Raw genomic sequence first — 23,196 nt, 5'->3', positions numbered from 1 at the left:
ATGCATAAGGTAGGTTTTTTTCGGTCGATTCAAGTTAAATTTGTTTTGATTTATGTCCTGCTTATACTTGTGTCCATGCAAATTATCGGGCTGTATTTTGCTCGTGAATTGGAACAAACATTAAAAGATAACTTTACGAATTCGATTGTAGACCGTATGAATTTAGTCGAGTTCAGTGTGCGGGAAGAGATTACAAAAAAACGTAAAGACAGTGATCCCACACTAGAACAAAGCTTAAAAAATGTCTTGGTCGAGTTCACTTCAGATGACATTATTGAAATACAGGTTATAAACCCCAAGTATCGCATTCTGGCGACATCTTCATTCGACAATCAAATGAGGGTAGGCCAACATTCGACTAATGATAATGTAAGAAAAACTATTACATCAGAGACGATGAAAGATGTCGTGATGGTTGATCCACAATCTCATAATCGCGTCCTTTCCTTAGCCAAACCGATCTTTAACGGCAATGAAATTGTAGGGTCGCTCTATGTGGAAGCCAATATTGAATCGGTTTTTCAACAAATTGAAGAAATCAATCGAATATTGGCAGGGGCGGCCGCTGTGTCTCTAACTATTACAATAATAGTCGGGATCTTTATTGCCAGGGCATTTACCCGACCAATTTCAGACATGCGGCGACAAGCTCAGGCAATGGCCAAAGGGAACTTCACACGAAAGGTTAAAGTGTATGGATCGGATGAGATGGGTCAGCTGGCCATCGCATTCAATCACTTAACTAACCAGCTGCAAGAATCGCAGTCCACTACTGAGAGTGAAAGGCGAAAGTTAGCCTCGGTTCTAGAAAACATGACAGATGGTGTCATTTCAACTGACCGCAAAGGACGAGTTAGCTTAATTAACGACTCGGCATTACAAATGCTCGGTGTAACGAATGACCTTGTCATCAATCGACCTATCGCTAGCATTCTGGGTATAGACGATGAGTATACGTTTGAGGAATTGATCCAGATGAGAGAATCGATTCCACTGGACTTTAGTACAGAAGATCAAGCATATATTTTACGGGCAACTATTTCTGTTACCCAGCGCGAAACAGGATTCGTAAACGGCTTAATTGTCGTATTGCATGATAATACGGAGCAAGAGAAGATTGATATGGAACGTCGTGAGTTCGTTTCAAATGTTTCACATGAACTGCGTACACCACTTACTACAATGCGTAGTTATCTTGATGCATTGGCGGAAGGGGCTTGGCGCAATGAGGAGATTGCTCCGAATTTCTTACATGTTACGCAAAATGAAACCGAGCGAATGATCCGTCTTGTGAATGACTTACTAAAACTTTCACGTATGGACAGTAAAGAATATGAATTGAATAAAGAATGGGTGGAATTTAACCGGTTCTTCAACGCTGTTATTGAGCGCTTTGAGTTTTCGAAGTCGCAAAATGTACGATTCACACGGAATTTGTATTCAAGTAGCCTATTCGTGGAGATCGATACCGACAAATTAACGCAAGTACTAGACAATATCATTTCTAACGCCTTGAAGTATTCGCCGGATGGCGGAGAAGTTCGCTTCGGTGTAACGGTCTCAGGTGATTATATTAAAGTAATGATTTCGGACGATGGAATGGGGATTCCTAAATCCAATGTCAATCGAATTTTCGACCGTTTCTATCGTGCAGATAGAGCTCGTTCCCGTGCACTTGGTGGAACTGGCCTCGGCCTTGCTATTGCTAAAGAAATGATTGTGGCACATAAAGGAGATATTTGGGCGCAGAGTGAAGAAGGAAAAGGAACGACGATCTTCTTCAAGTTGCCATTTGAACAACAAGAGGACGGTGAGTGGGATTGAAATACATTGAACCAATTAAATCCATCGTATTGTTGTTGCTTGTCTCACTGAGTGTCCTATTCACTTTTGCAATTTGGAACTATTCACCGAATTACGAGCCAATGGAAAAACTACAGACTGTCGATATATCCATTTCTGAGAAGAAAACAATCGATGAAATCATTAAGCCATATAAAATCATCACGAATTTAAAAGATCAGATACTGGGCTCTACGGATACCGAAAAGATTGACAGGATCCTGACAGAAATGAATACATGGGATTTATCTGATCTTGAACTAGTAAGACAAGACATGAATAAGTTTGATATTGCACAAATCTTACGGCAACCAAGCCAAATGACGTTCTACTTCACGGGTGAAGTACCCATGCAAGTATATGACAATGTATTATTAGTAGATGACATAAATATTCCAGAAGCCAGCTTTAATCGTCTAATCATTGATTGGAGTCAATCGACTCAAGCACCAGTTATTCATTTACTCAGTGAAATGAGCGGCTTACATTATCAGATGCAAGTGACGCTACCGAATAAAACTAGCTTCCTGCGCAACGTAGTGGATGTCGGTCAATCATTCGATGAGTATACGGAAATCGATCGTGGCAACGCACCATTTCTTGCTGTACCAAAAGATCCTATCATCGCTATAGGGAAGACGTATTATCAAGAAGAGATCAAACCATTACGTTTCCGTGATGCGTTATTCAGTGACCCCAATGCTGTACGGCGTAATCAAGTCGACTCAACGCATGAAGAATATGGAGATGATCATGCTTTCATGAATATCGATACCGAGATCAAAAGGTTGAATTATGTCATGCCGGCAGTGGAAAGTCAGGATTTCATGCTCCCTTCAGAATTGTTATTGAATACTATCGATTTCATTAATGAACATGGTGGTTGGACGGATGAGTTCCGCTATGCCTATATGAATCCATATTCCCGCTATGTCCGTTTCCAGCTATATGTCGATGGTTTGCCCGTCTTTAGTGATCAATCAGGGATGAGTGAAATTACGGAGACATGGGGAGATGATCGCGTCTTCAAATATATACGCCCATACTACACTTTAGATGTGGAAATTGAACAGGAACAAAAGAAGCTGGAACTACCTTCAGGAGTAGAAGTGGCGAATGCTTTACGAGAATCAGAAGAACTAGATTTTGATATGATCGAGGAAATCACTCCAGGCTATTATATGATTCATGATATTGATGATGAATTAATTATTTTACAGCCTTGCTGGTATTATCTCATTAAGGATAACTGGTTACGCTTCACTCCAGAAGAATTGCAAGGAGGTGGTATGATTGGATTGGAATAGAACCAAAACAATCTTTATCATCGTCTTTTCAATTCTCAATGTCTTTCTGTATTGGCTGTATTTGGACAGGCAAATGGGTGTCGGAAATATGCAGATTCTCGGTAAAACTTCAGTTGAAGAAACCTTAGCACTAGAGAATATTACGTATGATCCTATTCCTTTCAATAAGAAAGATGTTTCGTATTTGTCGGCCCATCTTGCCACCTTTCCTACTGAGAAATTAGAAGAGTTAAGTGATCAATCGGTTGTCTTAATCGAAAAATCACGATTACTATCCCACATGAAAAAAGATGTAAAAGTAATTGAGGAGAAAGGCGATTATGATTTTGATGAGTTCTTAAAGAAGTATGTGCTCAATGGCCAAGATTACGTGCTCTGGGAAGTGGACGAAGAAGAGCGGAGCGCCGTATTCTTTCAACGGGTAAAGAACGAAACCATCTTCTACAGTCCAAACGCCATGCTCATCATACACTGGGACAAAGAAGGCGAAGTCACGCATTACGAACAACGTATGCTCGACGAGTTCTTGAGTTTTAATCATAAAAAGGATTTACTGTCGCAAGACGATGCGGTCTCCTCACTTGTTACACGTGGCTATCTGAAACCCGATTCCACTGTTATGCAAGTCAAATCGGGTTATTCGACACTTGTTCAGCTGACAGAAACTCAAGTATTTGCACCGACGTGGAATGTTCAGGTAAAATTGAAGGATGGAACGATAGAACATTACTTCATCAATGCGATTGAAGGAAAAGTCATTGAGTTCCAAACGGATATGTTAGAAGAACCAACAGAATAGGAGTTTTCCACATGCGATTTAGCATTTTGGCGAGTGGTAGTACAGGCAACTCGCTATATATAGAGACAGAAGAGCACGCTTTTCTCGTAGATGCCGGCATGAGCGGTAAGAAAATTGAAGGTTTGCTTGGATCGATCAATCGCTCGATGAAACAAATTGACGGCATTTTCGTCACACATGAACACAGTGATCATATTAAAGGAATCGGCGTACTCGCCCGGAAATATAAAACGCCTATTTATGCCAACGCTAAAACGTGGCAGGCGATGGACGGACTAGTAGGAGAGATTCCCGTTGATCAGCGTTTCCATTTTGACATGGAAACGGTGAAAACATTTGGCTCACTGGATATCCAGTCATTTGCTGTATCCCATGACGCAGCCGACCCAATGTTCTATACGTTCAATGAAGGCGACCGCAAACTGGCGATTATTACGGATACAGGCTACGTCAGCGACCGTATGAAGGGTCATATCCACGGAGCTGACAGCTTTGTATTCGAAAGCAATCACGACGTCAGCATGCTGCAGATGGGACGTTATCCATGGTCTATCAAACGTCGTATACTAAGTGACGTAGGCCACGTATCGAATGAAGATGCTGCTGTCGCAATGAGTGAAGTAGTAACTCAAAAAGAAGCGCATATTTATTTAGCTCATCTTAGCTTAGATAACAATATGAAAGACTTGGCGCGCATGAGCGTAGCACAGACCCTCGAAGATTGCGGCATTCGTGCAGGGGAATTTGTTCACTTGCATGATACGGATGCATCAGAATCTACAGAGCTTGTGCTAGTCTGAAGTAAATGCGAAAAGCCTTGCTAAATTAGTGAGGCTTTTTGCATTTACAAAGAGTTATTGGGGTACAGTACATGTAGGAATACTTACCGATAAGGAGGAAATGCGAATGGATGATGAAAGAAGAGAAGAAAGAAAAGATGAAACGGAATGGCAACAACCGATTCCACCGGTAGAACCGAAACGTAACCCAAAACGTAGAGGCAGTTTTTGGCCAGGCTTACTTGGCGCACTATTGGGTGGGTTTATCGTGTTTTTAGTCACGATGTACGCAACTGGCTCATCAAGTAACGTCGATGTTGCAACGTCTAAACAAACGAAAGACACGACTAACTCGGAACATGCGCAAGTATCAATGGACATCTCAAGCGAAATTACCGATGTGGTAGGTGACGTCGCAAATGCGGTTGTTGGTATTACAAATATCCAGACAGTCCAAGACTTCTGGTCTTCCACAACGTCTACTCAAGAAGCCGGATCGGGTTCTGGTGTCCTGTATAAAAAAGAAGGCGACAAAGCATATATTGTTACCAATCACCATGTCGTAGAAAATTCCGAACAACTCGAAATTAGTTTTGATGATGGTACGAAGGTTGAAGGGAAATTAATCGGCAGTGATCTATGGACGGACTTGGCTGTAGTCGAGATTGATGCAGAGCACGTCGATACAGTGATAGAATTCGGTGACTCAGATGCATTAAAACGTGGGGAATCAGTTATTGCAATTGGTAACCCATTAGGACTTGGTTTTGCAGGATCCGTTACGGTAGGTGTAATCTCTGGAAAAGACCGATCCATTCCAATGGATCTAAACAAAGATGGAAATGTCGATTGGCAAGCAGACGTCTTACAGACAGATGCTGCGATCAACCCAGGTAACTCCGGTGGTGCTTTAATTAACATGGCAGGTCAATTGATCGGAATCAACTCCATGAAGATCTCTGAAGCAACAGTAGAGGGAATCGGACTGGCTATTCCAATCAACATTGCATTACCGATTATTGAGCACTTAGAAGAAACAGGACAAGTAAATCGTCCGACAATGGGTGTATCGTTACTTGATCTCCAACAAATCCCCATTCAGCAACAGCAACAGACGTTGAAGTTGCCTGAAGAAGTAACGGAAGGTGTCGTCGTAACAGATGTCATGCCGAATTCATCTGCAATACAAGCTGGCGTGAAGAAGTATGATACAATTGTTCAGCTGGATGAAGAGAAAGTGACGGATATGGTCAGTCTACGTAAGTATTTGTATAATAAAAAAGAAATTGGCGATCCATTGAAAATTACAGTCTATCGAGATGGAAAGAAACTGGACTTGGAAATGGTATTGAAAGACGGAAATACATTCTAAGAGAAAGTACATTGTCCACATAGTGAATAACTTTCAGTCCACATCAGGCATCTAGCGAAAATGCGCTACGATGCCTGATTTTTTTATGAAGTTATCCAATTGTGGATAAAATCGAAATAATGTGTATAATATTGTGTAAAAGAAAATGTTTCAAAAATAATAAATAAAACTAAAGTGACAAGGGTTAATCCCTTACAGGTCAATAGGTTGGGGTATTTTCATTTTTTCTGGGAATTAGATAAACCTCTTCAAATTATAAAGCAGATAAAAAGTTATCCACAAAAGTGTGATACAATAATCAGAGAAATTGACATGTAGTACAGAACAAATAATCGGACACAATATGTAGATAAGATTGTGGATATGTGTATAAGTATTGTGCATAACATTCAGAGGGCGAGTGGATAAACTGTGAATATATCAATTGTGACCGTGGGTAAGTTAAAGGAGAAGTATCTGAAACAAGGAATAGAAGAGTATACAAAACGTTTGAACAGTTATGCAAAAATGCAATTAATCGAAGTAGCAGACGAAAAAGCACCTGAAACACTAAGCGAAGCCGACATGGAAATCGTTAAAAAGAAAGAAGCCGATCGAATTTTAGCGAAAATTGCACCAGACGCGCATGTCATTGCACTAGCAATCGATGGGAAAATGAAAACTTCCGAGGAATTCGCAGCCAGTATCGATTCATTGATGACTTATGGAAAAAGCAAGATTGTCTTTGTGATTGGCGGATCGCTCGGCTTACATAGTAGTGTATTGCAGCGTTCGAATGAGAAATTATCGTTTTCTAAAATGACGTTTCCACACCAGTTGATGAAGTTGGTATTGGTGGAGCAGATTTATCGCGGGTTTCGGATTATTAAGGGAGAGCCTTATCATAAATAGACATCAAAAAAGTTGAAGATTAGGTTATGGAATTAGAAAATCACATACTCTCATTCCAATTCGCTTTTTATAGCAGGATATGTATACATCTCACACTTTTTGATTATACTGCCTGAGCTATTTAAACGCTAAAAACTAGAAGAGAAGGGTCTATGGAACAAACCCTTCTCTTCTAGTTTTACTTACATTTTAGAATCATCTATTTTAAATTGGAGATATATTCTTTTAAAACGAGATATACATAGTCTTGATTGGCTGAAGCAGTTTCTGGATTATACTGACCGTTATTAGTTTTATTATTTGAAAGAATACGTATACCTAAAAAAGGAACATTGTAACTATCCGAGATTTGTGCTGCGGCAGCACCTTCCATTTCTTCAACAGAAGTACCGTACTTTTCATGGAACCAGTTTATGCGGTCGACTTCGTTATTCCAAAGATCCGCAGATCCAATAGTACCTTCAACAACTTTACCTTTTTTATATTGGTCTTTAACCGCATTGGCTGCTGCTAATAATTCATCGTCGCCGTCAAAGTAGCGAATCTTCTCTGCATCAGGATCCTCTCCGGCACTGCCTTCAGAAGCCATAAGGTCCATCGGCTTCCATAATGATGGATTCATTCCTTCGTTTTCTTCGGCAGACTCAGTCTTCATAGAACCAATATTGACGGTTCGTTTTCCCAAGACAATGTCAAATACATGTAAGTTCGGATCATGTCCGCCTGAAGTTCCCTGATTAATAATAGCAATTGGGTCGTACTTTTCAATTGCTAATGCAGTAGCGGCTGCAGTGTTTTCCATCCCTTTACTAGTCTTAGTAACAATTACAGGGTATTCATCGATAGTTCCTTTATAAAAAATAAAGTTCCCCGACTCTTCAACTTCCATGTCGCTTAATTTTTCAGCAAACTTCTCAGCTTCAATAGGCATGGGTCCCTGCACAATGATCGGACGTTGTTCAGTATCTGCTGTACTAGTAGTAGCCGAGTTACAGCCCGAAATTATTGTCGCTAGGAAAACCATACATACAATAAAACCAACTAACTTCATGTTCTTCAAAGAAAACTCCTCATTTCTGAAATAATTTCAATCGAATAGTATTCCTTAGCTATCTACTTTTCCCTGTGCATTATAGATTTTATTAGTCTAACTAGTAACAAATAGTGGTTAAGGTATGACGATATAAATGAACTATGTATTAGTAGAGTCTTATTATCTATTGCCTTTTTTATGTGGAAGGTAGTAAAAAGTGCTATTACAATGAATACGATTTGATTATATCAAAGGTTTTTTATGCTTTCAATCAGTATACGAACATTTATTTAATTAATATTTCAATTGTACGTCATCGGGTGATTTCCTGCTCTCAAAAATTGTATATTTACAAGAATATGTTATAAATAACGAACGATTCGAGTTAAATTACTATCATTTGTATACAACTCCTAGTGAAATACTTATGTAGTAGGAGGATTTTTTCTAGAATTTTTTAAACTGAAAAGTTAACAACTCGTATAGGGGACTATTGGTACGATTATAGGAATTTACTTTGTTGTAGCGATGATAATGGGTTTAATTTAATTATATAAATCATTAATCGGTGGTGGAAATTGTCGGCTCACTGTTTACAGTTGGGGGAGTAGTGTTATCAACATGGAAAGCCAAAGACACAAGAAATAACGAAGCGTGCCGTAAGAGAATTTTAAGTTATGCTGTATGTAAAATTATCCCGAAAAAGTAATTTTAGAAGATAACTGAAAAAAAGAGTTATATTACTTGGCTTTGCATGAACCTGCATCAACCCAGGTCCCGTGGTATGGAAATATTTAGAGAACCGTATCCTAAGTGAATTACTCTTTATACGAAAAACGACCTCTTTCTATATTGCAGACAGATGTTCTGCAAAAGGAAAGGGGCCGTTTCATTTTGTATGACTTTTAAGTCAGTTCAGGGAATAAGTAATATAATATATCTGTCGTCACTCGACGTGTTTCACCTTTATAAGGGTAAATATGCATATACATCGAAGGATTAAAGTTCGCTTCAATGATGCCATACGCACCTGGATTCGCTGCTGGCACATCGAGGTCTTCAATGATGAAATCAATTCCGCTGATTTTTGCGCCTAGAGCGGCTACTGCCTCTACTGCAATCTTCTTATAATCATCGGAAAACAGATCGGTTACATCAATTGAGTCTCCACCAGTACTAACGTTGGAGTTTTCACGTAAGTAGACAATTTCACCATCTTTAGGGATTGAATCCAGTTGATAGCCTTGACCTTTCAGCATGAGAACTTCTAGTTCGCCCAGCTGAATAAGTTCTAATGGCGTACGGTGGTCTGTACCTCTTAGTGGATCACGGTTCTTTTCTTCAACCAGTTCCTTAATCGAGTGTGTGCCGTCTCCTGTGACGTTTGCAGGAACGCGGAGCATAATGGCAAGGACTATATCGTGTAGCACGAAGAAACGGTATTCTGTGCCGTCTAAGAACTCTTCTACCAAGACAGACGAGTCTTCATCGAATGCAAGTGTGATGGCTTGCTCGTAGTCCTCATAACTGGCGCCATCTTTAAAGATAGATATGCCGATTCCGTAGTTCGTTGTTTTTGGTTTCACAACAAATGGTGTCTTAGCGAACATCTCATAGGCACGCAAAGCTTCCTCTATATTACTGAACTCGTCACCACCTGGCACACGATAACCTTCTTGATGAAGAATTTTCTTCGTGACCGTTTTATTTTCCATAATCAAAGTGGAGACATACGTATCTTTACTTGTCATGTTACCGTTTTTGACAAATTCTATATGGTCCCGTAATTTCAGCTTCAAGAACTGATCTTGACGGTCTAAAATCTCTACTTCGATACCATGTTGAAATGCATCAAACATGAGGATTTGCGTAGACAATTCCATATCCGTAAAGCCCGTTAACTCATACGGTTTTTCCCATAGATTGGCGTAGGTTTCTCTTGCCATTTCCAAAGCTACTTGATGTTGACTACTTTTTTGGCTTTCCGTATACAATCTACCGGCTAGGGTCTTCGAAGGATCTTCTAGCATAGCTCTCAAATTGCTAAATAACGAGTCGGAAACAGGGATGCCCAATTCTTTAGCCATATTTTCCATACCATCAACTAGCTCATACGCTTCTGCTTCAAATGTTGTATGTGATAATGGGTGCTCAAGCGCAACGACATCATTCCGCGCATCGCCTATCTTTCCATACTCATCACTTTCTGGATGTTCATCTTTCTGTAGAAGATACAGGGAGAAAATATGTAAGAACTCCGCTTGTTCATAGCTGATTCCATTTGTCTCAAAAGGATTCAAATCAATATTTCGTAGCTCTACATAACGAACACCTTCAGTCAAGAACTCCTCTACACGCTCGCTTCCACGTAAGCGCATTGCGGTATAGAATTCTTTTTCTTCCACAAGCAAACCTCTATTTACAACACAAGATAAATCCTCAATATACCTCTCTATTGAGCTGAATGAAACTTTCACTTCATCGTGATTCACATAGCCAAATCTACTGCTTCTAATACTTCTGACCGGTTCATTAGGCTGGTCATCACAACCATAGAAGTTCTCATCACTAGTAGGGGAGGCACCGTAAAAGTACGTCACAAGCCAGCGGTAGTATAAGTAATTTCTAGTGAGCTTTAAATAAATGTTTGTTTTGAAGTACTGATAATTATCGATCTCGGACTGTAAATCAAATAGCTTCTCGAGCAATTCATCACTGAATTCAAAGTTAAAATGGATCCCGCAAATCATTTGTTTCCGGCGACCGTATGAATTAGCCAACGAGCGTCGATACAGAACATTTTCGAAGTTTTCCAATTTGGCAATCTTGATATCTTCCTCTTTTTCGGGAAGTGCAGGTGGCATGCTTAATGGCCATAACATTTCACCCTTGCCCATGGAGCGGTATGCCACGTCATGGATAGCTGATAGATAATTAAATAATTCGTCCCGTGTGTTCAGGACAGGCGTGATCAATTCCATTTGCGTTTCCGAGAAGTCGCGCTGAATATACGGATGTTCATCTGCCATTCCAATGCTTGCAGGATGATCTGTCTTCGCTAAATTTCCTGCCAGATCCACGCGTTGGCCTTCTTTTTCAATACCGTACCGAGCTTTCAGAACATACGGCTTCACACGTTCATCGGCTAACATTTTCTTTAGATCCATCGTAACTGTCCCTCCTATGTAATAGATTTTAATACGTTCCTTCTATCTTAGTTCATATGCTCTTAAAAACAAAAACATCCACATCATAAATAATGTGGACATTCGTCAATGTAGGTGAATGCAATAGGAAGATGTAACGTTGATAGACACTGCAGGGGGACGCATTCCCATAGGCGTGGCTTACCACGGCCTATAGTAAGCACCCCCTTCTACAGTCTTCAACTATCTACATGAATTCAAGTTATCCCAAGTTCTTCATATGGAAATCAAAGTGTTCTTCCAAGAAAGAAGAGATGAAGAAATAGCTATGGTCATAGCCATCTACTTTGTTATATTCCACTGCCTGATTATGCTGCTTCGCATTTTCCAGGAACGGTTTCTCATTCAATTGCTCGGGATAAAAGCCATCTGCAGTTCCTTGCGTAATAAGAATGGGGGGAATACCTGCTTCCTTCACTAGCTCAGCAGTATCCCACTCTTTCCAGGTCGCTTTGTCTTCGCCTAGGTACGTCGTAAATGCTTTGATTCCCCAAGGAACATCACTTGGACTTGAAATCGGAGAGAACGCGGAAATCGCTTTAAAACGATCTGCATTCTTCATTCCAATCATCAATGCTCCATAACCACCCATCGAGTGACCCATGATGCTTTCGTTACCTGAGAAGTTAGGCACAAGAGTAGCAGCAAGTTCACTTAACTCCTGCGTTATATACGAATACATTTGATAATGCGTTGCCCATGGCTCTTGTGTTGCGTTTAGATAAAAGCTTGCACCTTGTCCTAGGTCGAATGCCTCATCATCTGCTACGTCTTCTCCGCGTGGTGATGTATCTGGAATTATTACTGCTGCTTGATGTTTTTCAGCCAAGCTCTGGAAACCACTTTTTTGACTGAAGTTATCATCCGTACATGTTAATCCCGATAAAAACCAAATGAGAGGTATTTCTTTTTGCTCTGTATTTGACGGTAAGAAGATACTAAATGTCATATCACACTTGAGGACTTCTGAATAATGGTTGTACTTGTTTTGTTCCCCACCAAAAGATCGTCTTTGCTCAACGCGTTCTACATTCATGATCTCACTCTCCATATGTTAGTATTGATCGAATTGATTCACCTTTATGCAGTAAATCAAATGCTTCATTGATATCGGTAAAGTTTAGTTGGTGTGTAATGAACGAATCTAAATCAATTTCACCGTCCATGTAGTCATCAATCATCCCTGGCAATTCAGTTCTTCCTTTTACTCCGCCAAATGCAGATCCGCGCCATACGCGACCTGTAACTAGTTGGAATGGACGTGTATGAATTTCTTTACCGGCACCCGCGACACCAATGATGATGCTCTCGCCCCAACCTTTATGGCAGCATTCAAGAGCAGCTTTCATGACTTCGACATTACCGATACATTCGAAGCTGTAATCTACACCGCCGTCGGTCATGTCTACAATGACTTCTTGAATTGGCTTGTCGAATTTAGAAGGGTTGATGAAATCGGTTGCGCCCATCTTCTTCGCCAGTTCAAATTTATCTTCATTGAGATCGATTGCAATGATGCGGCTTGCTTTAGCTTGCTTTAGTCCTTGAATAACGGCTAAACCAATAGCTCCTAGACCGAAGACAGCCGTAACAGCACCTTCTTCTACTTTCGCTGTTTTATGAACAGCTCCAATACCCGTAGTGACGCCACATCCGAATAGACACACTTTATCAAGAGGTACGTTGTGGTCTTCTACTTTCACTAGGGAGATTTCAGACACGACAGTATACTCACTGAATGTACTTGTTCCCATGTAGTGATAGATAGGCTCTCCGTTGTAAGAGAAGCGTGTAGTACCGTCAGGCATTAATCCTTTACCTTGTGTTTCACGAATTGCGCCACATAGGTTAGTTTTACCGGATAGACAGAACTTACATTTCCCACATTCAGGTGTGTATAGTGGAATCACGTGATCACCAGGTTTAACAGAAGTGACACCTTCACCTACTGAAACTACGACACCAGCGCCTTCATGACCTAAAACAGCAGGAAATACTCCTTCTGCGTCATCGCCGGATAATGTATATGCGTCTGTGTGACAGACAGAAGTGTAAAGAATTTTGACTAATACTTCATTAGCTTTTGGTTCTTCTACATCGATTTCTACAATTTTAAGTGGTTCTCCAGGTTTGAATGCTACAGCTGCTCTACTTTTCAAATGAAGCCCTTCTTTCTTTTACTTTATAGTGTTTACATTTCTATCATTACATATTATAATTCACCATGCAATACTGACTCTTTTGTCACTATGAACATGAAAAGTATAGAAAGAAGTGAAGCAATATGGTCATTCATTATAAAGATAAGCAGTATTTCACTAGTAAGGATTTAGCTTTATCCGTCATAGGCGGACGTTGGAAAATTGCGATTATCTGGTGCTTGCTACACGAATCGCCATTACGACTAAGCGAGATGCAGAAAAAGCTTCCTGATGCGAATCAACGTATGCTAATCAGACAGTTACGTGAATTAGAAGAGGACAAAATCATTACACGCTACGTCTATCCTGTTGTGCCACCGAAAGTGGAGTATAAATTAAGTGATATCGGTTTATTATTGGAACCAGTCGTTACATCAATTTGTGATTTCGGTGATCAGTTTATACAAACAATTGAAAATGAGGCAGAAGCAACTTCAATCGATTGAATGAAGACAAATTCTAACGAATCAGGCTATACTAAGAATCACAGCAATAGACTAGAGAGGATACAGGTGATTACATGAATAATAATGATATTTTAAGTAGATTACGCTATGCGTTGGATCTAAAAGATTCAGCAGTTGTAGAAATGTTTGCGTTAGGCGGACTAAAGACAAACAGAGCAGAAGTTAGAGAGATGTTAACGAAAACAAATGAGGATAGCACGGATGAAATGCAGATGAATGAATATGCCAAGGAAATCGACAATATCACGTTAGAGTCATTTCTGAATGGTTTAATCAGCTCCAAAAGAGGAGTACCGGAGAATGCTGAAAACGGTCCGCAACCATTCCTCATGTCAGAGGAAGGCCATCGGAATGTCAATAACATTTTGCTGAAGAAAGTTAAAATTGCATTATCTCTCACAAGTGAAGATATGCTCGATATATTAGAAAATGCAGGTGTTACGATTTCTAAAAATGAATTGAGTGCTGTTCTTCGTAAAGAAGGCCACCGAAATTATAAACCGTGTGGCGATCGATACGCTCGAAACTTCCTAAAAGGATTAGCATTACGCTACCGTGAGCAGTAAATGATTTATAGGTAATTGCAGATATAAAATAATAGGGAGTGTTAGAAACATATGTTTAAGCGTAATAAAGCATGGTATTTCCTAATAAGTGTGATGGCATTGGCCATTTTTCTAGTAGGGTGTGGCAAAGCAACTGAAGAAAAAACAGCGGAGACACCAAAAGAAGAACCTACAGAGCAACCTAAAGAAGCAGCGGTTGATTACTCGGCAGATATAAAAGAGAACCCTATCGTGACAATCACGATGGAAAACGATGAGCAGATCGTCTTAGAACTAGAGCCGACTGTTGCACCGAATACAGTAGCAAACTTCATTTCTTTAATTGAAGATGGCTATTACGATGGTTTGATTTTCCACCGTGTAATTCCAGGCTTTATGATTCAAGGCGGAGATTCTTCAGGTGATGGATCAGGTGGACCAGGATACTCTATTGATGGGGAGTTTTCTTCAAACGGTTTTGAAAATAATATGAAGCATGAGCGTGGTGTCATTTCAACTGCACGTACGCAAGAGCCGAACTCTGCAGGGTCACAATTCTTTATCATGACGGACGACAACACTTCACTTGATGGCGAGTATGCAGCTTTCGGTAAAGTGACGGAAGGCATGGAGACCGTGGATGCTATTGTAGCTAATGAAACAGATGCTATGGATAAGCCTATAAAAGAGCAGAAAATGAAGACAGTTGAAGTAGATACAAAAGGCTTTGACTACCCTAAACCAACTACACATTAATCAGTAACGAAACGCAGTAGGCTATTGAGCCTGCTGCGTTTTTCATAGTGCATATTCATTTATTTCCCGTGGAATACACTCTTCCGAGAGAATGTACATAGAGAAGTATTAGCCTGTTACTATATACATATCTATTTCTTTTTTATTTGTTTTAACGTGGCTACGATGAGGAAGCTGACGATGACTAATAATAACCAAGAACTTAATTTACCTATACCAACGAGGTGCCATGTCTCGCTTTGATTGGGATAGGTCCAAGCCCCGAAGAAAGTAGCAATATTTTCAGCTACCCAAACGAAAAAGCCGATTAATATAAATGATAGAGATAAGGGCATACGGTACTGTGTTCCGCATACCCAATAACTAACCGAAGCACGCCAAAAAATAATTAATACGAACGCGGACAACCACCATCTAATATCGATCCAATAGTGATGTGTGAAGAAGTTTCCATATATTGCGATGGCAAGCGGAACAACTGCCCAGAGCGGTGGCCATTGAATTAGGGTGACGTGTAATCTTCTCCAAGCTTGGCATAAATAGCTTGCCACACTCGCATACATGAAGCCGCTGTATAAAGGAACACCGAAAACTTTGAAAAAACCTTCTTCAGGGTAAGACCAGGAACCCATATGTACTTTAAATATCTCTAAAGTTAGACCAATGATATGAAATAACGTAATCACTTTCAGTTCATCACGTGTCTCGATTCCAGATCGTACCATCCACCACTGAGTTCCGATAAAAATGAGGAGTAGCCAGTCGTATCGTGGCAGGAAAGGTAAAGGTATAATTTGTGTAAGTGCCAGTGAGATGAAGATGATAACAGGAAAAATGCAAGCTAAAGCTTGTTGCCATCCGAAATTCAAGAGTTGTCGGGTAGTGTTCATTGTTTTCAAATGGAATGTATATACCTTCATATGTCACCGCCTACTTATTCATAATGGAAATTAGTATGACGCTCAGATAATAGTTTAGGTTCATTTAAGGATAAATGTTTCACGTGAAACATAGCAGTATAGTGGAAGCGAGTGATCAGTTTTGAGTAGACAGATAATTGATGCACATATTCATTTGGATATGTATGAAGAGGAAGAGCGGCTTCAAATTTTGAGCGAATTAGAAGTACATGATGTGACGGCAATAGTTGCGGTATCAAATGATTTTACATCTTCCGTTAAGCAAATGGAGTTTGCAAAAAGAGATAGACGCATCAAACCTGCTATAGGTTATCATCCCGAACAAGCTCTTCCGAGTGAAAGTGAGCTTTCAGCTATTCTTCGATTGATCGATGACCATGCAGGTTGTCTCACGGCAATTGGGGAAGTGGGGCTACCTTATTATTTGCGACAAGAACAACCTAATGTGGACGTAGCGCTATATAAAAATATGTTGGAATACTTTATTCGGAAGGCGGCTGAATATAACTTGCCAATTACATTACATGCCGTTTATGAAGATGCGGATAGGGTGTGTGAGATGTTAGAGCGGTATTCAATTACGAAAGCACACTTTCACTGGTTCAAAGGAGACGATATAATATTGCAGCGAATTGTTTCGAACGGTTATGTAGTTTCGGTAACTCCGGAAGTTACGTATCGTGAAAAGATTCAGCATATTGTTAAACAAGTTCCGTTAACTCAGTTAATGGTAGAGACAGATGGACCGTGGCCTTTTGAACATATTTTCAAAGGAAAGTTAACACATCCTTCTATGATCCACAGAAGTATGCATAGGATCGCTGAAATTAAAGGTATACCTGTTGAAGAAGCATATAAAAAAATCCATAAGACGACACAACAATTCTTTTCCATATGAAATAGAGACACGCGTCAAGCCGCGTGTCTCTATATTCTCTAAGTACAAAACTCATAAACAAATGACAATGATTTTATGTGGTGTAGTTTGTGGAGGGATGCTTTTTGTAGTGGCCCCATATATAACTATCAAGTTTCGCTCTGCTATATTTCCTGTGAAATACTGGCCGTTCGTCGAAAGTATTTCAGTTTGTGGAGACAGGTTAAGTTGAAGCGTTCCATCACTACTTTGCAAGCGACGATTGAAGTAGTCGACTTTGACGTTTTCACGCCTAGAATCTTTGGACATAACCACCGCTCTAAATTGAGGCGGATAGATCATTGGTGTGGCAGCATCAGCATCATAAAATCCTGTAACGCGATCACCTACATGAACTTTCACGTGATTGACGAAATAAGTTGTCGGCTCCACTACAAAGTTGACGACATTTCCTTGACCATTATCTACTGTCATCAATAGGTAGCAACCCGCGTCACTAGTTTGCCCCGTATAGAAATCATTTATTACCATGACGACACCACTAAAAGACTGAAGATTCATCGTAATACCCCTTTCGTCCATAAATCATATCTATCTAGACTATGCAGGGCTTTCAATTTAGTGACTAATGGAAAGATACACAGTTCAAATTGAAATAATTTTCCAAAAATCGATTGACATTACTGACAAAACAGGATATATTAAATGATAATTGTTCTCATTTGTATGTTATAAACGTCACATGTTTGTCATAATCTACTAGATGGTAAGTTGCTATGATTCATGTATGGGGCAATTTATGAGATAATTTAGAAGTGGAAATATATCCAGTGGCTGGAAATCAATCGGTGGATTTATGTAGTATGAAAATGAACAAGTGAGAGGGGATTATGTCCAAGTGAGAAAAGCATTTTTATACTTTTTAGTTGTAAGTTTTTTCGTGCTGACAATAGGTCTGCCGCAAGCATCCGCTAAAATAGCAGACGGTACCCAGCAATTAAATTATCAAGTCAATCAGCCGGACAGCACTAACGCATCTATTGCGAATGATTACTTCCAAAAACCGGCACTCGTAACGGTAACGAATGGTTCTGCCATCGTACAGCTTACGCTGAAGAACAGTTCTTGGATTACGAAGTTTGAGCCTGCAGGCGGAGCAGAAGTAGTCAATGAAGATCTAAAGGCAGATACACGTGTTGTAGAGTTTAGCGTAAGTGATATTTCAAAGCCAGTGAAGATTCCAATGAAAGTGGACGTAGAGCATATTAATTACCACCACGAGTATACAGTTGATTTAGTATTCGAGGACAAGAGTGCCGTGACACCACCGGCAGTAAAACCACCTGCAACTACTACTACCCCACCACCTAGTACTAACACGAACACAAATACAAATACCAACACTAGTACCAGTACAGTCACAAAAAAACCAACTACTCAAGTACCAGTTAAGAATCCACAAACCAGTGACTCAACGCCGTACCTATTAATCTTTGTATTAGCAGGTTCTGCATTTTTATTGTATAAAACTAGATTCCAGAGAAAACAGGGGGAACAATAATTATGACGAAAAAAACTTCATCTCGCGCAACGAAAGTAGTACTTGCTTCATTATTAGCAGCTTCAATCGCTATTCCAACAGCAGCATCGGCTAACCCGATTAGCACGAGCGACCGAGCGGCATCGGCTTTGACACAGGCAGTAGCAGTGGATCAAGTGATTGATTTGCACATATACAAAACTGGAACAACCACACCTGAGCCAGCAATTAGCGGACACCTTGTACCACAGGGGACATTAGTAGAAAAAGATGGAGTGTCATATGCGAAGGTAACGGTTGCGGCTAAATCCGCACCTATGATTGCAGGTCTTCAGACGAAACAAGGAGAAGAGTTCGCTGATGCGACGGTAGTTAAAAATACGGATGGCACAACGACTTATACTTTCCCAGTAGTAGCGGATAAAGTATATCCAGGCAAAATCCATGTAGTATACGCACCTGCCAACATGGACAAGTGGTATGAATTTGACTTTAAGGCAACAGTTGCTAAAGCAGACATTGGTACAGAAGAAATTAGTAAGATTGGCGTAAAAGTGTATAAAGATGGAACAAAAGAAGATTCGATTATGAATGATTATATGTCACCAGTTGCAACTTCAAAAAAAGTAGAAAACGGTAATGAAGTGACAGTGAAATTCCCTAAAGGCAGTTACATCCATGGTTTTAAAATTGCCGGTAAGGAAGTACCTGTTGCAACAGATGATAAATCAACAGGCTTGCGAACATATAAATTTAATGTAGCTGACCTAACAAAATCATTGAATGCTGAAATTCACGTTATTGTAAATGAAGGACCTATCAAATACGATTCAAATCATAAAGTACAAATTGCATTCAGTAAAGAGGCAAATCCATTTAAAGATATCGATAAAGACGGCAATAAAGCAGCGATTCTTGCTCTATTCGATAAAGATATCGTTAAGGAAGCAACTAACTTCAATCCACGCAACAACATCACTCGTTCACAGTTCGCATTGATGGTAGCGCGTGCACTAAATCTCGACACAACTAAAGACGTTGGATTTAAAGACTTAGGTAAAATTACAGATAAAGAGCGTATCAGCGCAATCAATGCTCTTGCAGAAGCAGGCATTGTACAAACAAATGAAAAGTTCAACCCGAACGATACATTGACTCGTCAGCAAGGAGCTTTGATGCTATACCGTGCGATTCAATTTGCAGAAGGTAAAGAGATCAAAAAAGGGGATACAACTCTTCCGTTCTATGCAGATGGAAAAGCAATTACAGATCCTGAAGCGAAGCAAGCATTTGCATTATTATATGCAGAAAAAATCATGACAGGTGCTCCTCAGTCAAACGGTAAAGTCTTGATCAGCTCAGGCAGTTCATTACAACGTACACAAATGGCTAAAATTCTATATGGTTCATTAGAATTTATGAATAAATAAGATCAAATACAGATACTTCCTTTCGCTTTTCAAAAGCGGGAGGAAGTTCCTGTCGTTTTACATGATATGTAAAGGAGTGTACGTCTGAAATGAAAAGAATGGTTTTGTTTCCTCTACTTTTGCTACTCATCTCTGCGTGGCTTCCTTTTCATTCTGTAACCGCAAACGAACGGAAAGAAGTCGTAAATGATGTGTATCAAGTTGAACTAAGTTTTTTATCACATGAAGCCGAGGATACAAATGTTTTATTTACTAAGCAGGCTACGTTAACTGTTAAGGAAGATCGCTATACATTATCCATTGCGGCGAAGAATGATCACATCCTAACGCAAATCACTGCCGTGCAACAAGGAATCAAAACGAGCACGCGACTGGATCGAGCAGAAAACTTAGTTCAGTTTGATATAGAGGATGTGCAACACAAGATTGAACTTACGGGCACATATCGTTTGCCTAAAGAACATGCACTGCAATCCTTTTCATATGAAGTGTTGATCGAGGAGCAGTCCTTACCGGCATTTGAACACGTTCAACCAGTGAAGTCCATTCAGTCAGGTGATGATACGATACACTACCGATTGCTGTCAGACGGTAAACCTTCGGCAATGAATGAATACGTCAATCCAGTACTGCGCATTGTAACACGTGACAATCAATATTTTGCCCAGTTAGAGATTATTCAACCGAGTAAGGTTAAAGGCTTCACAGTAGAGCAACAAGGGAATTTAGTAGAACCAAAAGTGATATCGCAAAACAAGTCACGTATTGTGGAGTTTGAAGTAGAAGATTTCCAGAAAGGGACCCGTATCTGGATGAAAGTGAAGGAGTCTGAGAACTCGCATGTACAGGAAGAGTTTTTACAAATTGCTTACAGTCAGCAACAGATAGCGAAGTATTTGAGCAAAGTACCTTCAGATAACAAAGCAATATCTTCATTGACTAAGCGAACTGAGCAACCTGAAAAAAACACTACTCCAACTAAACAAACCACGAATGAAAAAGAAAAGAAGATAGAAAAGTCGACCGTAGAAAAAGTACAAAAGCAAGACGAGTTACCGCCTCTTCTTCCTGAAGTGCAATTGGAATTTGATCGTACGGTGGATGATGTGAAGGAAGAACCAGCTGAGGTCGTCACGCAAGTAGCAAGCGAACCGCAAGAACTGGAACCCCCTGTACAAGATAAACAAACGATTCCCTTTGATATAATGAAAATGGGAATACTGTTCACATTATGTAGTTTGTCGGGTGTCTTATTGATACGTCGACTACTGAAGAAAAATCATGTTATGCGTAATGAATAATGAGTGGAGGATTACATCGTGCAAAAAAAGTGGAGATATGTATTGCTAATGTTGGCAGTTATGACAGCAGCAATAATCGCAGGGTGCGGCAATGATAAAGAAGAGAAAGCTGTTTTAGCAGATACTGCGGAGAAAAGTGAAACCGCAGAAACTAGTGATCAGCGAATTATTGCGGGCACTGTAGTCATCGCAGACATTCTAGATAAGTTAGATATAGATGCCATCGCCATTCCTGAAACAGAAAAACAAATGGCGAGCCGCTTTGATGGGCTTCCAACTATCGGTAATGCTATGACACCGGATATGGAAATTGTGAAGTCAATGGATCCAACAGATTTTTTATCCGTATCTACATTGGAATATGACCTCGAAGCGGGATTTGAACAATTGAATATCCCGACAACATTTTTAAACTTCCAAAGTGTGGACTCGATGATACAAGAAATCCAAGGTCTTGGAGAGCGCTATGATCGTACAACTCAAGCGGATAAATTAGTAGGGGACTTACAGAAAAAGATTGAAGCGGCCGAAGTAGTGGCGGCAAATCGTAAAGGACCAAGTGTATTGATATTATTAGGTATCCCAGGCAGTTACTTAGTCGCGACGGAAAACTCCTATGCGGGTGATCTCGTAAAACGTGCGGGTGGAACAAATGTCATGGAAGGTCAGGATCCTGAGTACTTATCGTCCAATACTGAGTATCTTCATAATAGTAATCCAGATATTATCTTACGTTTATCGCATGGTATGCCAGATGAGGTCGTGGAAATGTTTAATGAAGAGTTTCAAACAAATGATGTATGGAAGCATTTTGACGCGGTGAAAAATGGTAAAGTCTATGACTTGGAAGAAGAGCTATTCGGCACAACGGCTTCATTGCAAGTACCTGAAGCATTAAGTGAGCTAATGAAGATTTTCTATCGATAACTCGATGAATTTCATTTGAAAAGGAAGGCCGTCATGAGAAAAAGAATTGCTAGTTATGTAATCGTTTCCCTGCTGCTTGTTGTAACCATCGTATATTCGGCTACGACAGGCAGTATTAAAATGGGATTCTTTGAATTTTTCGGTGCGCTTTTTGAACAGGACAACAGTCAGATAGAAGCAATTCGTGACTTGCGCTTTCCACGAATGATAGTGGCAATTTTTGCAGGCGCGGCATTGTCGGTATCGGGTGTCTTGTTGCAGTCTGTCATGCGTAACCCCCTTGCGGATGCGGGGATTATCGGGATATCTTCCGGTGCGGCATTTGTGCAGTTATTCATTATTTCGTTCTTTCCGGCGCTCTTTTTCATGACGCCTTTATTTGCGTTTATGGGTGGGGCTTTCGCTTGTTTTCTCGTCTTTGCATTGTCATGGAAATCAGGTCTTAGCCCGTTAAAATTAATTCTTGTGGGAATTGCGATTAACGCGATGTTCACAGGTCTCACCGAAGCGTTTATTAGCTTTGGGGGTTCGTTGAATGTCTCAGCCTCAAGTGTGATTGGTTCGAATTTAACGATGCGTACGTGGAGCGATGTATCGACCATTGCGACATATGGAACTATCGGATTGGTTCTGGCATTTGCATTGTATAGCTGGTGTAATTTATTAGTGCTACAAGATAAGACGGCAAAAAGTATTGGCTTTCATGTCGCGCGTGCCCGTTTACTCATTGCGGCAGTGGCAGTTTTATTAGCAGCGATTTCGGTCGTAGTGGCGGGTGTGATCTCATTCGTCGGATTACTTGTACCGCATATTGCCCGCAGATTAGTTGGCTATGACCATAAGGTGCTCATACCGTTCACAGCGCTTTTAGGGGCGTTGATTATCTTGCTGGCTGACACGCTCGGTAGAACGATTGTGGCTCCGCTTGAAATACCTGCTTCGACGCTGATGGCGATCATCGGTGGACCGTTCTTAATATTCTTACTGCGAAAAGAGTGACCTA

Annotated in this window: 21 protein-coding genes; 15 read left to right on the top strand and 6 right to left on the bottom strand. The window is 40.3% G+C overall.

What is annotated here, in order from left to right; genetic code table 11:
* The 6 genes from walK (at window position 1) to rlmH (ending at window position 6,990) form a co-directional block, all read left to right on the top strand.
* On the top strand, window positions 1–1,824 hold the full coding sequence (gene walK, locus CSV64_RS05255) for a cell wall metabolism sensor histidine kinase WalK (protein WP_099633735.1): 1,824 nt from the start codon (window positions 1–3) through the stop codon (window positions 1,822–1,824).
* Entirely contained in the window at window positions 1,815–3,149 is a 1,335-nt protein-coding gene (locus tag CSV64_RS05250; protein ID WP_099633734.1) for a YycH family regulatory protein, read from the top strand. The genes walK and CSV64_RS05250 overlap by 10 nt, the downstream gene beginning before the upstream one ends.
* Window positions 3,136–3,948 (top strand): two-component system regulatory protein YycI, encoded by an 813-nt coding sequence (locus tag CSV64_RS05245; protein WP_099633733.1) that lies wholly within the window; start codon window positions 3,136–3,138, stop codon window positions 3,946–3,948. The genes CSV64_RS05250 and CSV64_RS05245 overlap by 14 nt, the downstream gene beginning before the upstream one ends.
* 11 nt (window positions 3,949–3,959) lie before the next feature.
* Window positions 3,960–4,748 (top strand): MBL fold metallo-hydrolase, encoded by a 789-nt coding sequence (locus tag CSV64_RS05240; protein WP_099633732.1) that lies wholly within the window; start codon window positions 3,960–3,962, stop codon window positions 4,746–4,748.
* Between the two features lie 106 nt (window positions 4,749–4,854).
* The gene (locus CSV64_RS05235; RefSeq protein ID WP_099633731.1) at window positions 4,855–6,099 is read left to right on the top strand and encodes a S1C family serine protease; all 1,245 of its coding nucleotides are present in this window, start codon (window positions 4,855–4,857) and stop codon (window positions 6,097–6,099) included.
* A 411-nt stretch (window positions 6,100–6,510) separates the two neighbouring features.
* The gene (gene rlmH, locus CSV64_RS05230; protein WP_029054359.1) at window positions 6,511–6,990 is read left to right on the top strand and encodes a 23S rRNA (pseudouridine(1915)-N(3))-methyltransferase RlmH; all 480 of its coding nucleotides are present in this window, start codon (window positions 6,511–6,513) and stop codon (window positions 6,988–6,990) included.
* Window positions 6,991–7,189: 199 nt separating this feature from the next.
* Here the strand turns inward: rlmH and CSV64_RS05225 are convergent, their stop codons facing one another.
* From CSV64_RS05225 to CSV64_RS05210, 4 genes are all read right to left on the bottom strand, one after another.
* Window positions 7,190–8,041, bottom strand: coding sequence for a 5'-methylthioadenosine/S-adenosylhomocysteine nucleosidase (locus CSV64_RS05225; protein ID WP_099633770.1), 852 nt, complete (start codon window positions 8,039–8,041; stop codon window positions 7,190–7,192).
* 887 nt (window positions 8,042–8,928) lie between these two features.
* Window positions 8,929–11,190, bottom strand: a complete 2,262-nt coding sequence (gene gshAB / locus CSV64_RS05220; RefSeq protein ID WP_099633730.1) for a bifunctional glutamate--cysteine ligase GshA/glutathione synthetase GshB — start codon at window positions 11,188–11,190, stop codon at window positions 8,929–8,931.
* A gap of 241 nt (window positions 11,191–11,431) precedes the next feature.
* Window positions 11,432–12,265: an S-formylglutathione hydrolase gene (fghA, locus tag CSV64_RS05215; RefSeq protein WP_099633729.1), complete on the bottom strand. Its 834-nt coding sequence runs from the start codon at window positions 12,263–12,265 to the stop codon at window positions 11,432–11,434.
* A 4-nt stretch (window positions 12,266–12,269) separates the two neighbouring features.
* On the bottom strand, window positions 12,270–13,388 hold the full coding sequence (locus CSV64_RS05210; protein WP_099633728.1) for an S-(hydroxymethyl)glutathione dehydrogenase/class III alcohol dehydrogenase: 1,119 nt from the start codon (window positions 13,386–13,388) through the stop codon (window positions 12,270–12,272).
* Between the two features lie 125 nt (window positions 13,389–13,513).
* Between CSV64_RS05210 and CSV64_RS05205 the strand changes: the two genes are divergently transcribed.
* The 3 genes from CSV64_RS05205 to CSV64_RS05195 all read left to right on the top strand — a co-directional run bounded on the left by CSV64_RS05205 (window position 13,514) and on the right by CSV64_RS05195 (window position 15,198).
* A complete protein-coding gene (locus tag CSV64_RS05205) occupies window positions 13,514–13,876 on the top strand; it encodes a winged helix-turn-helix transcriptional regulator (RefSeq protein ID WP_099633727.1) in 363 nt (120 codons plus the stop codon).
* Between the two features lie 74 nt (window positions 13,877–13,950).
* Window positions 13,951–14,463, top strand: coding sequence for a YehS family protein (locus tag CSV64_RS05200; RefSeq protein ID WP_099633726.1), 513 nt, complete (start codon window positions 13,951–13,953; stop codon window positions 14,461–14,463).
* Between the two features lie 51 nt (window positions 14,464–14,514).
* The gene (locus tag CSV64_RS05195) at window positions 14,515–15,198 is read left to right on the top strand and encodes a peptidylprolyl isomerase (RefSeq protein WP_099633725.1); all 684 of its coding nucleotides are present in this window, start codon (window positions 14,515–14,517) and stop codon (window positions 15,196–15,198) included.
* A 131-nt stretch (window positions 15,199–15,329) separates the two neighbouring features.
* On the opposite strand, the gene CSV64_RS05190 is transcribed toward CSV64_RS05195, so the two are convergent.
* On the bottom strand, window positions 15,330–16,118 hold the full coding sequence (locus CSV64_RS05190; RefSeq protein ID WP_369823498.1) for a DUF817 domain-containing protein: 789 nt from the start codon (window positions 16,116–16,118) through the stop codon (window positions 15,330–15,332).
* Window positions 16,119–16,239: 121 nt separating this feature from the next.
* Between CSV64_RS05190 and CSV64_RS05185 the strand changes: the two genes are divergently transcribed.
* Window positions 16,240–17,016: a TatD family hydrolase gene (locus CSV64_RS05185; protein ID WP_099633724.1), complete on the top strand. Its 777-nt coding sequence runs from the start codon at window positions 16,240–16,242 to the stop codon at window positions 17,014–17,016.
* 51 nt (window positions 17,017–17,067) lie between these two features.
* Here CSV64_RS05185 and CSV64_RS05180 read toward each other — a convergent pair whose 3' ends face one another.
* On the bottom strand, window positions 17,068–17,556 hold the full coding sequence (locus CSV64_RS05180; RefSeq protein WP_099633723.1) for a hypothetical protein: 489 nt from the start codon (window positions 17,554–17,556) through the stop codon (window positions 17,068–17,070).
* Between the two features lie 337 nt (window positions 17,557–17,893).
* Between CSV64_RS05180 and isdC the strand changes: the two genes are divergently transcribed.
* The 5 genes from isdC (at window position 17,894) to CSV64_RS05155 (ending at window position 23,192) form a co-directional block, all read left to right on the top strand.
* The gene (isdC, locus tag CSV64_RS05175; RefSeq protein ID WP_233190406.1) at window positions 17,894–18,556 is read left to right on the top strand and encodes a heme uptake protein IsdC; all 663 of its coding nucleotides are present in this window, start codon (window positions 17,894–17,896) and stop codon (window positions 18,554–18,556) included.
* A gap of 2 nt (window positions 18,557–18,558) precedes the next feature.
* A complete protein-coding gene (locus CSV64_RS05170) occupies window positions 18,559–19,965 on the top strand; it encodes an NEAT domain-containing protein (protein ID WP_099633721.1) in 1,407 nt (468 codons plus the stop codon).
* Between the two features lie 89 nt (window positions 19,966–20,054).
* Entirely contained in the window at window positions 20,055–21,266 is a 1,212-nt protein-coding gene (locus CSV64_RS05165; protein ID WP_099633720.1) for an NEAT domain-containing protein, read from the top strand.
* Window positions 21,267–21,314: 48 nt separating this feature from the next.
* The gene (gene isdE / locus CSV64_RS05160) at window positions 21,315–22,193 is read left to right on the top strand and encodes a heme ABC transporter substrate-binding protein IsdE (protein ID WP_099633768.1); all 879 of its coding nucleotides are present in this window, start codon (window positions 21,315–21,317) and stop codon (window positions 22,191–22,193) included.
* Window positions 22,194–22,226: 33 nt separating this feature from the next.
* The gene (locus CSV64_RS05155) at window positions 22,227–23,192 is read left to right on the top strand and encodes a FecCD family ABC transporter permease (RefSeq protein WP_099633719.1); all 966 of its coding nucleotides are present in this window, start codon (window positions 22,227–22,229) and stop codon (window positions 23,190–23,192) included.
* The last annotated feature ends 4 nt before the right edge of the window (window positions 23,193–23,196 follow it).

The organism is Sporosarcina sp. P32b, assembly GCF_002743335.1.
Classification (GTDB): Bacteria; Bacillota; Bacilli; order Bacillales_A; family Planococcaceae; genus Sporosarcina.
This window is presented reverse-complemented; position numbering and strand designations above follow the sequence as displayed.